Annotated in this window: 16 protein-coding genes; all 16 read left to right on the top strand. The window is 37.5% G+C overall.

The window, feature by feature from the left end; translation table 11 throughout:
* Positions 1-387, top strand: coding sequence for a hypothetical protein (locus tag THENA_RS08665; RefSeq protein WP_041438033.1), 387 nt, complete (start codon positions 1-3; stop codon positions 385-387).
* Positions 320-676, top strand: a complete 357-nt coding sequence (locus THENA_RS08660) for a hypothetical protein (protein ID WP_013757024.1) — start codon at positions 320-322, stop codon at positions 674-676. Before THENA_RS08665 ends, THENA_RS08660 begins: the two co-directional genes overlap by 68 nt.
* Positions 677-727: 51 nt before the next feature.
* The gene (locus tag THENA_RS08655) at positions 728-994 is read left to right on the top strand and encodes a hypothetical protein (RefSeq protein ID WP_013757023.1); all 267 of its coding nucleotides are present in this window, start codon (positions 728-730) and stop codon (positions 992-994) included.
* Entirely contained in the window at positions 991-1,317 is a 327-nt protein-coding gene (locus THENA_RS08650) for a flagellar protein FlgN (protein ID WP_013757022.1), read from the top strand. The genes THENA_RS08655 and THENA_RS08650 overlap by 4 nt, the downstream gene beginning before the upstream one ends.
* On the top strand, positions 1,317-4,127 hold the full coding sequence (gene flgK, locus THENA_RS08645) for a flagellar hook-associated protein FlgK (protein WP_013757021.1): 2,811 nt from the start codon (positions 1,317-1,319) through the stop codon (positions 4,125-4,127). Before THENA_RS08650 ends, flgK begins: the two co-directional genes overlap by 1 nt.
* Before the next feature lie 16 nt (positions 4,128-4,143).
* On the top strand, positions 4,144-5,019 hold the full coding sequence (gene flgL, locus THENA_RS08640) for a flagellar hook-associated protein FlgL (RefSeq protein ID WP_013757020.1): 876 nt from the start codon (positions 4,144-4,146) through the stop codon (positions 5,017-5,019).
* Positions 5,020-5,052: 33 nt separating this feature from the next.
* Positions 5,053-5,475 (top strand): flagellar assembly protein FliW, encoded by a 423-nt coding sequence (fliW, locus tag THENA_RS08635; RefSeq protein WP_013757019.1) that lies wholly within the window; start codon positions 5,053-5,055, stop codon positions 5,473-5,475.
* Positions 5,476-5,549: 74 nt separating this feature from the next.
* Positions 5,550-5,954 (top strand): flagellar basal body rod protein FlgC, encoded by a 405-nt coding sequence (gene flgC / locus THENA_RS08630; protein WP_013757018.1) that lies wholly within the window; start codon positions 5,550-5,552, stop codon positions 5,952-5,954.
* Positions 5,951-6,235 (top strand): flagellar hook-basal body complex protein FliE, encoded by a 285-nt coding sequence (locus THENA_RS08625; protein ID WP_013757017.1) that lies wholly within the window; start codon positions 5,951-5,953, stop codon positions 6,233-6,235. Before flgC ends, THENA_RS08625 begins: the two co-directional genes overlap by 4 nt.
* Positions 6,236-6,239: 4 nt before the next feature.
* Positions 6,240-7,787, top strand: a complete 1,548-nt coding sequence (fliF, locus tag THENA_RS08620; RefSeq protein ID WP_013757016.1) for a flagellar basal-body MS-ring/collar protein FliF — start codon at positions 6,240-6,242, stop codon at positions 7,785-7,787.
* Positions 7,788-8,795, top strand: coding sequence for a flagellar motor switch protein FliG (gene fliG / locus THENA_RS08615; protein WP_013757015.1), 1,008 nt, complete (start codon positions 7,788-7,790; stop codon positions 8,793-8,795).
* Positions 8,795-9,247 (top strand): hypothetical protein, encoded by a 453-nt coding sequence (locus tag THENA_RS08610; protein ID WP_013757014.1) that lies wholly within the window; start codon positions 8,795-8,797, stop codon positions 9,245-9,247. Before fliG ends, THENA_RS08610 begins: the two co-directional genes overlap by 1 nt.
* On the top strand, positions 9,248-11,275 hold the full coding sequence (gene flhA, locus THENA_RS08605; protein WP_013757013.1) for a flagellar biosynthesis protein FlhA: 2,028 nt from the start codon (positions 9,248-9,250) through the stop codon (positions 11,273-11,275).
* Positions 11,275-12,516 carry a class I SAM-dependent RNA methyltransferase gene (locus tag THENA_RS08600; protein WP_013757012.1) on the top strand — a complete coding sequence of 414 codons (1,242 nt, stop codon included), beginning with the start codon at positions 11,275-11,277 and terminating at the stop codon, positions 12,514-12,516. The genes flhA and THENA_RS08600 overlap by 1 nt, the downstream gene beginning before the upstream one ends.
* A 267-nt stretch (positions 12,517-12,783) precedes the next feature.
* A complete protein-coding gene (locus tag THENA_RS08595; protein WP_013757011.1) occupies positions 12,784-13,128 on the top strand; it encodes a P-II family nitrogen regulator in 345 nt (114 codons plus the stop codon).
* Positions 13,129-13,147: 19 nt separating this feature from the next.
* Positions 13,148-14,566, top strand: coding sequence for an ammonium transporter (locus THENA_RS08590; RefSeq protein ID WP_013757010.1), 1,419 nt, complete (start codon positions 13,148-13,150; stop codon positions 14,564-14,566).
* Positions 14,567-14,586: the final 20 nt, after the last annotated feature.

Below are 14,586 nucleotides of genomic sequence, written 5' to 3'. Positions count from 1 at the left end.
TTGAATAATATAGATAGCTTTAATATAAATAGTTCATCAAAGATGGTTTTAAAGCCTTTAGAGTCAAATGATAGAGTCAGCGTTAAAAATTCAAAGGACTCCCAAAAATTGCAACAAGTAGCAGAAGGATTTGAATCCCTTTTTATATATCAGCTTCTTGAGGAGATGAAAAGAACTATCCCAGGTGAAAATGAATGGAAACCAGATAAGAGTATAGAATATGACATGTTGCTTCAAAATATTGCTGATACCGTAAGTAAAGGCGGTGGAATAGGTATAGCTAACTATATAAAAGATAAACTTGTTGGAGGTGATGAGGGTGCCGTTGATAAACTGCGCGCGATGCAATCGACTGTTCAACTCTCTGGGTTACGACCTTTGCCCTGAGCATGTAAAAGAAGAAGATGAAATGCTAAGAAAGGTTAACGAATATCTCAGAAAACACCCCAATTCCAGCCCGAATGAAGTTTCAGAGGGAGCTCAGGTTGATGAGTTTTGGATCCTTCGATTTATAAAACAGGGGAGAATAAAAACTGTTTCACCTTCTGGTGAAGTGGACAAGGAAGCTTTGTTAAGACAAAAACTCGGCAAAGACCTTGAAAAGGTAGCTCAAGAGTTGAAGAAAGAAACTGAGAGAAAAAAAGGGTTTCATATTGATGAAGGGCTTAAAAAATAAAGTTCCTCCTGTCGATAAATACTTATAGCAGAATCGAGGAGGTAATGTGAAGTGAAAATATATGGAATCTTTCCATCGGGATCATCTACTCCGATTACAAAATCTGGAAAATCAGATAAGACTCAATCGTTTAGCGATAATCTGGCTCAAAGCGTTAGTGTAGTAGACTTACAGAAAAAGGCTCTCGACGTTTTGCCCCTTACCAAAAGTAGTGATGAACTGGAATCCATAGCTTCAAGACTCAATTCTAGTGGAGTGAAATCAAGCCTTGAACTATCTAAAGCTATAAATTCTTATTTGGGTAACTTGAAGCAATGAAGCTTTTAGATGATGCAGTTGACATCTTAGAACAAGAGAAAGATATCTTGATCGCTGATGACGTAAAGGGTCTTGTTGAAATTACTCAAAAAAAGGAAAAAGTTTTTAAGCTTTTAGAAAATGCGTTAAAAAATAGGAGATTTTTGCCATCTGAGAAAAAAGAAGTCCTTTCTCGTTTAGAGGAAATCAAAAAACTAAACGAAAGAAATATGCACCTTTTAAGCGTTGCAAAAGCTTTAAACGAATATACTTTGAAAATTTGTGGGATTCCAATGCTTGAGGGTAAGCCTATTCAAAACTTTTCTTTTGAGGCAAAGATATAATGAGTACAATTTCGTCGTTTTTAGGTCTTCAAATTGCACAAAGTGCCCTTGCTTCCAATCAACTTGCAATGGACGTTACTGGGCATAACGTTGCAAACGCAAATACTGCTAGTTATTCTCGCCAGTCGCCAGTGTTTGTTCAAAATACTCCCTTAAGCTATCCCACATCGGGGGAAGTTGGCACTGGAGTTAACATATCTACTATAAAAAGATATAGGGATAGTTTTATAGACGCACAGCTTAGAAATGCAAGCAGTTTGCAATCATATTATGACACTTCATCTACCTTGCTTCAACAAGTTCAAACTGCGCTTGCAGAGCCAAGTAATATCGGTCTTCAAACTAGTTTGCAAAACTTTTTTAGTGCCTTTCAATCACTTGCAAACAATCCGTCCGATTTGTCTACCAGACAGCTAGTTATATCTGATTCACAGAACCTTATCTTTTCTTATCAAAGTCTTTACAACGGTCTGATAGATTTGAGAAATCAGCTCAGCAGTAGCCTTTCTACTCTTGCTACAAACGTTAATACAATTGCACAAAATATCTATACCTTAAATAAGCAAATTGCAGTGGTTAATGCAAGTGGTCAACAACCAAACGACTTATTGGATCAAAGAGACAATTTGGTTGATCAGCTTGCTAAGTTGGTGAACGTTAGTTATACTACCGATCAGTCGGGAAATTTGTTGGTCTCTATTGGAGGACATTCTTTGGTTTCTACTGCGGGTTACGACTCGCTTACTGTTATTCCTGATACATCAAATCCATCAGACCCAAACGATCCCACATCTCAACCTATGTCAAAATTAGTTTGGTCAAGCGATGGCATGAACGCTAACGTTTCTGGAGGTCAGATAGGTGCTACTTTAGACATGAGGGATATTAACCTTGTAAACTATCTTAATCAGCTTAATTCTCAGGCAACATCTCTTATGTCAGCTGTAAATTATTTGAATTCACAGGGATATCCACTCAATTCTACGTATCTAGTTAGCGATATAAGCCCAACGCTAAACTTCTTTACAGGAAATAGCATTACAACTATGGGTATAGATTCAAGAATTATAAATAATCCAGCTTTAATTGGTGCTTCTTCTACAGGTGGAAGTGGAGACGGCGAGATAGCTCAAGCTATTGCAAATTTACAAAATGAACCCATTTATGGTTTTCCTGTTAATCAGACAAGCGTTTCTGGCTCTGTCTTACCAGTTCAATATCTTAGTTCTACGGGATATAACCTCTCAAGCGCAAATATAGATGTAGGTTCTAGCGGGATTTATAACCTGGATTTTTCTAACGCAACTACGGCTCAGAGAACTCTTACTATCCAGTTGGGAGGGCTTCCTTCTCAGAGCATCATAATAGATCAAAATAATTTTGGTAGCCTTGCAAATTTAATTAGCGATATAAATTCTAAAATAATGGCTAATAGCGCTCTGACATCGCCCCCTCATGCAATAGAGGACTCGCCTTCGACTTTGAATCTTGCTTTGGGATCAGCAACTCAGGCGCAAAGGACACTAACTGTAAATGGCGTTAATATAACTGCTGATGCTGCTAATTACAACTCAGTTAATGATTTAATTAACGATATAAATACCCAGATAGCCGCATCTTCTCTTTCTGGCCATGTCCAGGCTTACAATGATGGTGGTCTTTTGGGGTTTAAGGTTATAGATTCTTCGACCTCATCTCTTTCTGTTTCGGGTGATACAAGCGGTCTATTGGGATTTAGCTCTGTTGGAGTCCAAAATGCAAATTCTACGCCACTTATACAGGCATATCAGGATGGCAATCTTTTAGCATTTAAATTGGTAGATAATTATCAAGGCTCTACTCCAATACAGGATGCTAATTTTAAGGGTTCATCCTTCATTGCTTCTGGGCTTCAAGCACTAGCTTTTCCTACTGCTATAGGAAGCGCTCTAACTTTTCCTCTTAACATAGCTACAACAAGCAATGCAACGCTTAACTTTACGCTTAACAATGCTTCAAGTCCTACGACCATTAGCATACCCACTGGGACTTATACTAACATAAATAGCCTTGTGAGTGCCTGGAACACTGCTCTTGGCTCATCATCACTGAAGGGACAGGTTTATGCAGAAAGCATTAATGGAAACCTTGCTTTCTATACTCCAAATCTTGGCATTTCATCCCTAACGGTTACTGGAGATGGTACTCAAGGTTTTGACTCTACAGGCATTACTAATTCTGCTCAAGCTGATAGCAATCTATATAATTTTGCGATGTACGGAGCTACCGCAAACGGCGTAGATCCAAGATCAAGAACTTTGACGGTGATGTTAACAAATAATCTGACAGGGCAGGTAACTACAAGTAACATTTATTTGCCTTCGGGCAATTATTCTAATGCCAGTGCTATTGCAAGTAAATTAAATTCTATTTATGGCTCGAGCGGTATGCCATTGTATGGCATTACGGTTGGGACAGACGGGGAATCTTTAACTTTTGTTACATCTAATCCCAATCAATCGATAAGAGTCCTTGGTGAGTATTCATCTGCGCTGGGTTTCAAAAATTATGACGGTTCTTTTACGGTAGCAAATGCATATATTAGTATGACAAGTAATATTGGTACTCAAGGACAGCAAGCAACTACAAATTATACAAACCAAAGTAACGTTGTTACCCTTTTGCAAAATCAACAACAAAGTGTGCAGGGCGTGAGTATGGATGAAGAGATGACCAATCTTATCCAATACCAAACAGCTTACTCAGCTAGCGCAAGGGTTATAAATGCAATTAATTCTATGTTGGATAAACTTATAAACTCAACAGGTTAGAATTGGAGGATAGAATATGTCTAGAGTAACTATGAATATGATGATCAATCAGTTTAATTCTGATTTAAATAACCAGTTGATTTCTATTGCAAAAGATTCTTATGAACTTTCTTCTGGGAATGCAATTCAGCTTCCTCAGGACAATCCCGTTTCCAATAACTACATTATGAGCTTTAAAGAAAAGATTAATGGAATAAATAACTACCAGAACAACATTACTGCAGGTCAATCTATTTTGAACTCAACTGATTCTGCCCTTACTTCTATTTCTACAATTCTTAATAATGCTAATACTATTGCTCTTCAGGGTGCAAACGTAACCAATCAAGATTCTCTGGCTTCTTTGGAAAAAAGCGTGGAAGCGTTAAAGCAGTCACTTCTTTCTGTGGCTAATACATCTGTTGGGAATACATATATATTTGCAGGTTCTAAAAGTTCTAGCGCTCCTTTTTCTCTGGATTCGAATGGCAACGTCGTTTATTTAGGCGATTCAGCTTCTATAAATTATTCTGTAGAACCTGGCGCAACTACTACAGTAAATATTGATGGCACTCAATTGCTCCCTATTTTTAAAGCCCTTGATAACCTTCAATTGGCGCTTAAGTCGGGAAATCAAGTAACCATATCAAATACTGTTTCTGACATACAAAATGCTATTAAAACAGTAAACGATCTTCAATCAATTGTGGGTTCTAGACAAAATATGATGCAGTATTTGTCTAATTATTATTCTAACGCCCTTACAAACTACAACTCCATTCTTGCTAATTATCAGGATGTAGATTTTCCAACTGTAGTTACGGATTATGCTACACGACAAACTGCATATCAGGCAGCATTAAAAGTTGGAGCCCAAATACTGCCTCAATCGCTTGTAAATTACTTACAGTAATTTTTTAAAAATTTATCGCTAAAAGAGGATATAATGCAAAAAAAAGATGAGATTAATAATGAGACAGGAATTATAAAATTCCCACGGGGGGTATACGGTTTTGAAGGGGAAAAGAATTTTAAGATATCGATCCCAGATAAGTCAATGCCTTTAGCTTATTTGCAAGAGATCTCTTCTAATTTGAGATTTATAGTTGTTGATGCTTTTAGCGTGTTTAAAGATTATGACGTTGTTATAGAAAAATATGATGCTGATGCAATAAATCTTGAAAAGGAAGAAGATGCTATAGTTCTTTGTATAGTAAATATGAAAAATCCTGTTCAGGATTCTACTGTCAACCTGCTAGCTCCGCTTGTTATCAACAAGAAGAACAAAGTTGGAATCCAAATCATAATGGATAAGTCTTCCTATTCTGTTGAAGAGCCGCTGTTTTTAGCGACAAAGAGCAGTAGTTAATTTAAACTGATTAAATTAACTTTTTTGTGTATAATATTTACAAGAGTTATATCCTGTTAAAGGGAGTGATTTTTGTGTTCTTAAGAACTTTGGAGATTGCAGGTTCAGGGTTGACAGCTCAAAGGCTAAAGATGGATGTGGCTGCAAATAACCTTGCAAATGCATATAGCAACGTGAAGGACAAAAACGGCCAGATATTTAAAAGGCAAATAGTAGAATTACAGGAATCTACGGGAAAAGATGGCAGTTTCCTTGGAGTAAAGGTAGCGGGTATTATAAGCGATAATTCGCCACCTAGAATGGTTTATGACCCTGGTAACCCTGAGGCAAACGCTGATGGATATGTCGAATACCCAAACGTTAATCCCATTCGTGAAATGGTATCTTTGATTAATGCTTCTCGATCTTATGAGGCAGATCTTAACGTTGTTAGCGCTACTAAATCCATGATAGGTCAAACTCTGGATGAACTGAAATGAAGCCTGTAGAACCTATTAACCCAAATATAACGCCAATTAATTTAACAGGGAAATCTGAGCCTACTTCAAACTTCAAGGATGCCTTGATGGATTTTTTGGGAAATGTAAATTCATCTCTTAAAGAAGGGGATCGTGCTGCGGAACAGCTTGCAGCAGGCAAAATCGATCTTCCCACGGCTCTTATAAAACAAGAGGACGCAGTTCTTTCTATGCAACTTTTAATGAGCGTGAGAAGCGAGCTTATAGGGGCATATCAGGATCTGTCTAGAATAATTACATAAAATTATGGATAGAGTTCGCGCGCTCTTTTTTAGCTTGCGTGATAGGTTTTTGGCGCTGTCACCAACGAGGCGCTTTTTGCTTTTATCAGGGGTATCTCTTGTCTTTATTTTATTTGTATTTGGTTCTTTGTTCCTTTTTAAGCCTCAGATGGCGCCGCTTTTTACTCATCTTTCCTCAAGTGATGGGGCAGCTATTGTAGCGAAGCTTAAAGAGCAGAAGATTCCATACGAATTAAAAGATTCTGGGACAACTATTTTGGTGCCCAAGGATAAGGTTTATGAGCTAAGGCTTTCTTTGGCTGCTCAGGGCCTTCCAGAAGGTTCTGGGGTTGGCTTTGAGATATTTGACAAGAACAACCTTTTTACTACAGATTTTACTCAAAGAGTTGATTATGTCAGGGCGCTTCAAGGCGAGCTTGCGAGAACTATTTCTCAGATAAACGGCGTAGAAGGTGCGAGAGTTCATATTGTACTGCCTAAAACTGGAGTTTTTGTTTCTCAAGACATACCTGCCTCTGCTTCAGTTATGTTAAATCTAAAACCAGGCCAGAGTATTTCTGAAAAGGAGACTGAAGCTATAGCTTTTTTAGTTTCGAGAGCCGTTGAAGGATTAAAACCGGAAAACGTAACTATTATGGATACAAGGGGAGAACTTCTTTCAGCAGATCTTAATTTTAATAAATCTGGACTTTCTCAAAGAGAGTTTGACATAAAAAGAAAATATGAGAGCGAAGTTCAGAGAAAAATACAAACAATGCTGGATACAATGCTTGGTCCTGGGAAATCTGTAGTTAGGGTTTCTGCTGAATTGAATTTGGCCTCTTCGGAGGTTAAGAAAATAACTTATTCACCTGTAGTAGGCCAAAATGGAATTGTTATATCCAGCAAAGTTACTACTGATACTTCGAAAAGTCAAAACACTACACCTCAAACACCTTCAGCAACAGTTCCTCAAGGCATACCTTCGTATCAGACTCCAGCTCCAACCTCTTCATCATCGAGCAGAAAAACAGAGGAGATTACAAATTATGACGTAAACAAGCAGGAGGAAATGATAAAGAATCCATCAGGGGATATTAAAAGGCTGACTGTTTCGGTAATTGTTGACGGAACGCCTCAAACTGTAAATCTTCAGGCACTAACTGCGGCAGTGTCTAACGCTGCGGGCATATTGCCTCAAAGAGGTGATAGCGTGGACGTCCAGGCAATGCCCTTTGACAGGACATATCAACAAAAAGAGCTTCAGGCAATGCAACAAGCACAACTGATGGATACTATAAAAAGCATTGCTATGTGGGTTGCGATAGTTATTGCTGCTATAATAGCAATTATATTTTTAAGAAGAACTATAGCTTCTTTGAAAAAGAGTCAGGAGCAAAGAGGTGCACAAATTCTTGATGCGACGGTAGGAGCTGAAGGAATTATCCATGAAAAACCTCTTACTCCTGAAGAGTTAGCAAGAAAAAAGGCAAGAGATGAGGTTGAAAGGCTTGCGAAAGAAAAACCATCAGAGGTTGCTAACCTCATAAAGACTTGGTTAAGAGAGGAATAAATGAAAGGTCAACGTTTTACGAATAGACAGAAGGCTGCTGCGCTTCTTTTGCAACTTGGCCCAAATGAGGCAGCTAACGTCTTAAAACATCTTTCTGATGAAGATGTTGAGCTTTTGACTCTTGAGATTGCAGGTCTTGGAAAGATAGATACCAGTGAAGTGGATGAAGTTTTGGAAGAGGCATTTCAGACTATGTATGCCAAAGAGATTGCTGCAAGAGGAGGGGTAAACTACGCTAAGGAACTTCTCGAAAAGGCGTTTGGTCCAGAAAAGGCTCAAGAAATTTTGACCAGACTTTCTTCTTCGCTTCAGGTAAGGCCCTTTGAGATCGCAAGAAAAGCTGATGCAAGACAGCTTTTGAACTTTCTTCAAAACGAGCATCCACAAACAATTGCACTTGTCCTTGCTCATCTAAAGCCAGAACAGGCAGGGACGATCCTAAGCGAATTACCTCCTGCTATTCAATCCGACGTATCTTTTAGATTGGCAACAATGGATAGAACTTCGCCAGATATCATACGTGAAGTTGAGAGCGTGCTTGAAAGAAAACTTTCTACTATTGTTAGTCAGGATTTTACAGAAGTTGGAGGGATTCAGACTTTGGCACAGATTCTTTCCAGATCTGGTAGGGCCGTTGAAAAATCAGTTTTAGAGGCATTAGATGAAAAGGACCCAGAATTGGCTGAAAATGTAAGAAAATTGATGTTTACTTTTGATGATATTGTAAATCTTGACGACCGTTCGATACAGGTTGTTTTAAGGGAGGTTGATTCTAAGGATCTTAGCGTTGCTCTAAAGGGTAGTTCTGAAGAGGTAAAGGAGAGAATTTTGAAAAATCTTTCACAAAGAGCTGCGCAGATGTTAAAAGAGGAGTTGGAATATATGGGGCCTGTTAGATTAAAGCAGGTAGAAGAAGCACAAAGTAAAGTTGTAGCAATAATTAGGAGACTTGAAGAAGCTGGCACGATAGTCATCTCGCGTGGCGGAGAAGATGAGATTGTCTACTAATGAAAAAATTTCTTTTTAGATTTGAGAAGATAAAAAAACTTAGAGAAATAGAAAGAGATCTCTCACTTAACGCCTTTTCAAGATCGTTAAAGAAATTTATGGACAAAGAAAATGAATATAAGTTTGTACTTAAAAAAGTTCTTAATGCGAGAAATGAATTAAACTTCGCTTTAGAAAGTGGCTTTAGTGTATATGACATAAATGTTTTATTGAACAATCTATATATATTAGAAGAACTTCTAAGAGCAAAGAGAGATGAACTGTATTCGGCTTATTTAAAAGCAAAAGAGGATAAATCTGATTTTTTACTCAAAGACATGAAAAAAAAGATTATGGAAAAAATTAAAGAACATCACCTTCGGCTATATCTAAAAGAATACTTTAAAGAAGATCAAACCAATATTGATGAGATATCAAGTAATATTAGTGAGTTAAAGCGGAAACTGAAGTAAATGAGCGCAATCTTTTCTCGAACTGAAACTGTTCTTGCAGGATTGATTATGCTAATTTTGGGAATCATGATGATTCCATTGCCCCCCACCTTAATGGACGTTCTGCTTTCTCTTAACATTTCACTTTCGATCGTTACTCTTATGGTAACGCTAAGCGTTAAGACTCCTCTTGATTTTTCTGTCTTTCCAACACTAATTTTGATAATGACAATATTTAGAATTTCTTTAGAGATAGCTGCTACCAGACTAATATTGCTGCATGCCTTTGCGGGCGAGGTGATAAATTCTTTTGGGACATTTGTGGTTGGTGGAAACTATGTGGTTGGCCTTATTATATTTTTAATTCTTATAGTTATTCAATATTTGGTTATTACAAGCGGTGCTACGCGTACGGCTGAAGTAGCAGCAAGATTTACATTGGATTCTATGCCAGGGAAACAGATGGGTATCGATGCAGATCTTAATGCTGGCCTGATAAATGAAGAACAAGCAAGGGAAAGAAGGAAAAATATCCAAAGAGAAGCGGACTTTTATGGTAGTATGGACGGTGCATCAAAGTTTGTGAGAGGGGATGCTATATCTGCGATTGTAATTATGTTTATTAACATAATAGGTGGTTTTATTATAGGTATAATACAGCATAATATGAATATCGATCAGGCGCTTAGCACTTACACGCTTCTGACTGTAGGAGAAGGACTTGTTTCTCAGATTCCGGCACTTCTCTTGTCTACTTCTACGGGAATAATAATAACAAGGGCATCAAGTAAGGATGGCTTGGGGACTGATACGTTTACTCAGTTGGTAGCTCAGCCTTCAGCTATTCTCTTTGCTGCCTTGATAATGTTAATAATGGGAATGATTCCGGGACTTCCAAAATTGCCCTTTTTCATACTTGCCCTTTTCTTTGGTTTTGTAGGGTATTACTTTATACAAAGGGCTAAAAAGGAAGAAATTATTGAGGAGGAAACTCAAGTAGAAGCGCCAGTTACCCTTCCTCCTGTAGAGATTGATCCCTCAATTCTAAGAGTTGAAACACTGGAACTTGAAATGGGTTATGCACTGGTTCAGCTAGCTGACGTAAGTAGAGGAGAGGGGATCCTTCACAGATTAGCTCTTACTAGAAGAAAGCTTTCAGAAGAGATGGGTTTCATTATCCCACCAATTAGAGTAAGGGATAATCTTCAACTTAATTCTACAAGGTATCAGATTAAAATAAGGGGTAATATTGTAGCGTTTGGAGATGCTTATCCAAATAAACTACTTGCTATGCCTCCAGCTGGTCAAGAAATTACTATAAGTGGAATAAGAGTTAAAGAGCCAGTTTTTGGGCTCAACGCAGTTTGGATAGACCTAGAACAAAAAGAAGTTGCTGAACTATCAGGTTACACTGTAGTTGACCCATCTTCGGTAATTGTAACTCATATGACGGAAGTTATAAAAGCTAATGCTGTCTTAATCTTAGGTAGGCAAGAAACTTCCGTACTTATTGAGAATTTAAAGTCTACTCATCCGGTACTTGTTGAAGAGGTAATTCCGGAACTATTGTCAATTGGAGACGTTCAGAAGATTTTGCACGCTCTATTAAGTGAGGGTATATCTATTAGAGATATGGTTACAATTTTTGAAGCTCTTGCTGATAATGCCAGACAGTTAAGAGACGTAACCTCACTTACTGAAGCTGTGAGAAAAAGGTTGGGCAAAGCTATTACTCAGATGTATGAGGATTCTCCTGGAGAAATTAGTGCAATTGTTATAGATGCCAATCTTGAAAGCGAAATTTATTCTAGTTTAGCTGAAAATAAAGTTCTTGATAATCAATTTGCTCAAACTGTTGTAAACAGTATTACCACGTCAATACAGGAAGCCTTATCTCAGGGCAAAAGGTTTGTAATTTTGACTACTTCTAGAATAAGACCTCACATTAGAGCGCTTACGCTTAGGGCGTTGCCAAGAATACCAATAATGTCTTTTGAGGAACTTGATCCTGGTGTAAAACTTAAAGTTATTGGGACAATTAGGAAATAGTGCAGTTTTTACCTATAAAATTTGAAAAGATTGTTAGCTCTGGCAGAGCTCTTGGGAGAAATTGCGGCAAAGTAGTATTCTGTTATGGAGTTTTGCCTGGTGAGGTCGCTGAGGTAAGGTTTGTAAGGGAGAAGAAAGACTACATTGAAGCAGAGCTTGTAAATATAATTGAGCCATCTAGGTTTAGAATTCTTCCGAAAGAAAATCATTATCTAAGCTGCTCACCCTGGCAGACTATAGACTATGAGTATCAAATAGAACTGAAAAAAGGCATTATTGAGGAAGGATTATTTCAAACAATTAGAAAGCAGATCAAGCTTGGCTCTTTTTATAAGGCTAAAAATATATATGGTTATAGAACAAAGATCGAATACAGATTTGAAAATACTAACTCTAATTTGAATTATGCTTTTTATAAGAGAGGGACAAAGGATCTTGTGATTCTTGAAAATGGATGCAAACTAATAGACGATAGAGTAAATTATATTGCGTACAGTCTTTTAGATTATATAACCTCTTTAGATATAGATAAAAGAGCTCTAGACAAAATTGTTTTTAGAAATAACACAAATGGTTTAGTGTTAGGGATAATTTATTTAAGCAATAAAAGTGATATATTAACAATACCTAAAATTGAAAATTTGGCTGGCCTTGTCATTGATGGTGCAAATAGTAGGCAAATATTTGGTCAGGAATTTTTAGAGCAGGATCTTTTGGGAACCAAGATTAAATATGGTTATGATTGTTTTTTTCAGAACAACATTGAACTTTTTTCTAAGGTATTAGAGATTATTAGAAACGAGATTAATAGTGCGAGAAAAATAGTAGATTTATATTCTGGAGTTGGATCTATAGGACTTAGTCTAAGAGATCTAGCAGATAAGGTAGTTTTAATAGAGTCTTTTAGAAATTCGAACCTTTATTCAATTAAGAATATAAAAGCGCTTGGTGCAAAAAATGTGGTGCCTATTTTATCTAACTCTGAAACAATTAGTAAAGATATTTTGCAAGAATCTGACGTTGTTATCCTTGATCCGCCTAGAGATGGTGCTAAGAAAATACTTTTAGATAAATTATTAAAAAACTTGCCAAAAAAGATTTGTTATCTTTCGTGTAATCCTATAACTCTTGGTAGAGATCTTTCCTTTTTATTGAAAAAGTATGATTTAAAAAAGATTTACGGTTTTGATTTCTTTCCTAATACAGTTCACGCTGAGGTTCTGGCTTTTCTCGAAAGATAAGTCATCTTCTTAAGATAAACTTTTAAATTTGACAAAGTAAGATAAATTTGGTACTATTAAAACACTTCAGGAACAATGGCGTTCCTTAAAAAAGGATGCGTTAAAGATTCTTACTCTATCTCCTCTTTTATTTTTCCTCTCATCTTTTTCCTATTTAAGAGGTATGGCAGCTTTTTCTGATTGTATTTTCAGGCTTTGTTTTAGTTTGTATCCTTTTCGTTTTTACAATTCAGATTTTACAAAAGAATTTGAAAGGGGGCTTTCAGCTTGTTTAAGTACATAATTGCAATCGTTAGACCTTACAAGTTAGATGAAATCAAAGAGGCCCTTATGGAGGCGGGATTTGTTAAGGGCATGAGCGTATCCGAGATTAGGGGCTTTGGAAGGCAGCGCGGCCATAAAGAAAGATATCGTGGTTCTGAATATGTTGTGGACTTCGTGGAGAAGATAAAGCTTGAGATTGCAGTAGAAGATGAATATTCAGATAAGGTAATCGAGATTATTAGAGAAGCTGCCAAAACTGGCGATGTTGGTGACGGCAAGATATTCGTTCTTCCGATGGAAAATGTTATCAGAATAAGAACTGCAGAAGAGGGCAAAGAGGCACTATAAAATTTAAGGAGGGAAGAATATGTTTTATGTTCCTGAAGGCTTGTCTACTATTTTTATAACTCTGATAATGTTAATTATAAGAACCTTTTCTTTGAAATCAAATCCTCTATTTAAAACGCTTCCGTCATATCTAAGATATATCTTACTTACTGGCTATTTTCTTTTTTCCCTAATTATCATTCAAAGTTTTGGTTCTGTTAGTTATGCAGATGATGCTACGACTACTCCCGAACTTAATGGCGCCGATACTGCTTGGATGATGGTTTCTACTGCACTCGTAATGCTTATGACCATGCCTGGCCTTGCTCTGTTTTACGGTGGTTTGGTAAAGAAGAGTAGTGCATTAAACACGATGTTGATGTCAGTCGGTGCTTATGCCTTGATTTCCGTAACATGGTTTGTTTTTGGATATCCACTTGCTTTTGGCAATGATGTAGGCGGCATAATTGGTCAATTTGTTAGTCCATTTTTCTATAATATTGTTGAAACAAATTCTCTTACTGGGACAATACCTACAAGCGTATTCGCAGCGTTTCAGATGACGTTTGCTGCTATTACCGTAGCTCTCATATCTGGATCTGTGATTGAGAGGATGAAATTTTCATCATGGATGTTATTTGCTCTTATCTGGTCAACTGTGGTTTATCTTCCTATTGCTCACTGGGTATGGGGCGGCGGATGGCTTATGAAGCTTGGAGCTCTTGACTTTGCGGGGGGTACGGTTGTACACATAAATGCAGGTTTAGCTGGTCTTGCGCTAGCACTACTCATTGGAAAAAGAAAGGATACGAGGCTTATGCCTCATCAACTTGGTATATCTATAATTGGTGCAGGTCTTTTATGGTTTGGTTGGTTTGGATTTAACGCTGGAAGCGCTCTTACTTCAGGACAATTAGCTGGTGCGGCATTTATCAATACAAACACTGCTACAGCAATGGCTCTTCTTACATGGATGGCATTAGATTTTATAAAAGATCACAGGGCTACAGCTCTTGGAGCTATATCTGGTGCAGTAGCTGGTTTGGTTGCAATTACGCCTGCTGCTGGATTTGTAAATATCGCAGGTGCTCTTGCTATAGGTGTTGGTGCATCAGTTCTTTCGTTCTTGGCTGTTTCATACCTAAAACCATTTTTCAAATATGATGATTCTCTTGATGTTTTTGGTGTTCACGGTATTTCTGGAATCTGGGGTGCTCTTGCAACAGGTATATTTGCTTGCCCATGGATTAACAGCGCTGGGACAGGCCTTATATTCGGCAATCCATCTCAAGTTGGTATACAGGTTCTGGCGATACTTGCAACAGGAGGCTATTGTTTCGTAATGACATTAATTATCGGCAAGCTTATAGATGTGACCATAGGTTTAAGAGTAAAGCCTGAAGATGAGATTAAGGGTCTTGATGCAAGCCTTCACGAAGAGAGCGCTTATGGTTTGTAAATTTTTTGATTTTAACTTTT

Origin of the sequence: Thermodesulfobium narugense DSM 14796 (genome assembly GCF_000212395.1) — a bacterium.
Classification (GTDB): Bacteria; Thermodesulfobiota; Thermodesulfobiia; order Thermodesulfobiales; family Thermodesulfobiaceae; genus Thermodesulfobium; species Thermodesulfobium narugense.
This window is presented reverse-complemented; position numbering and strand designations above follow the sequence as displayed.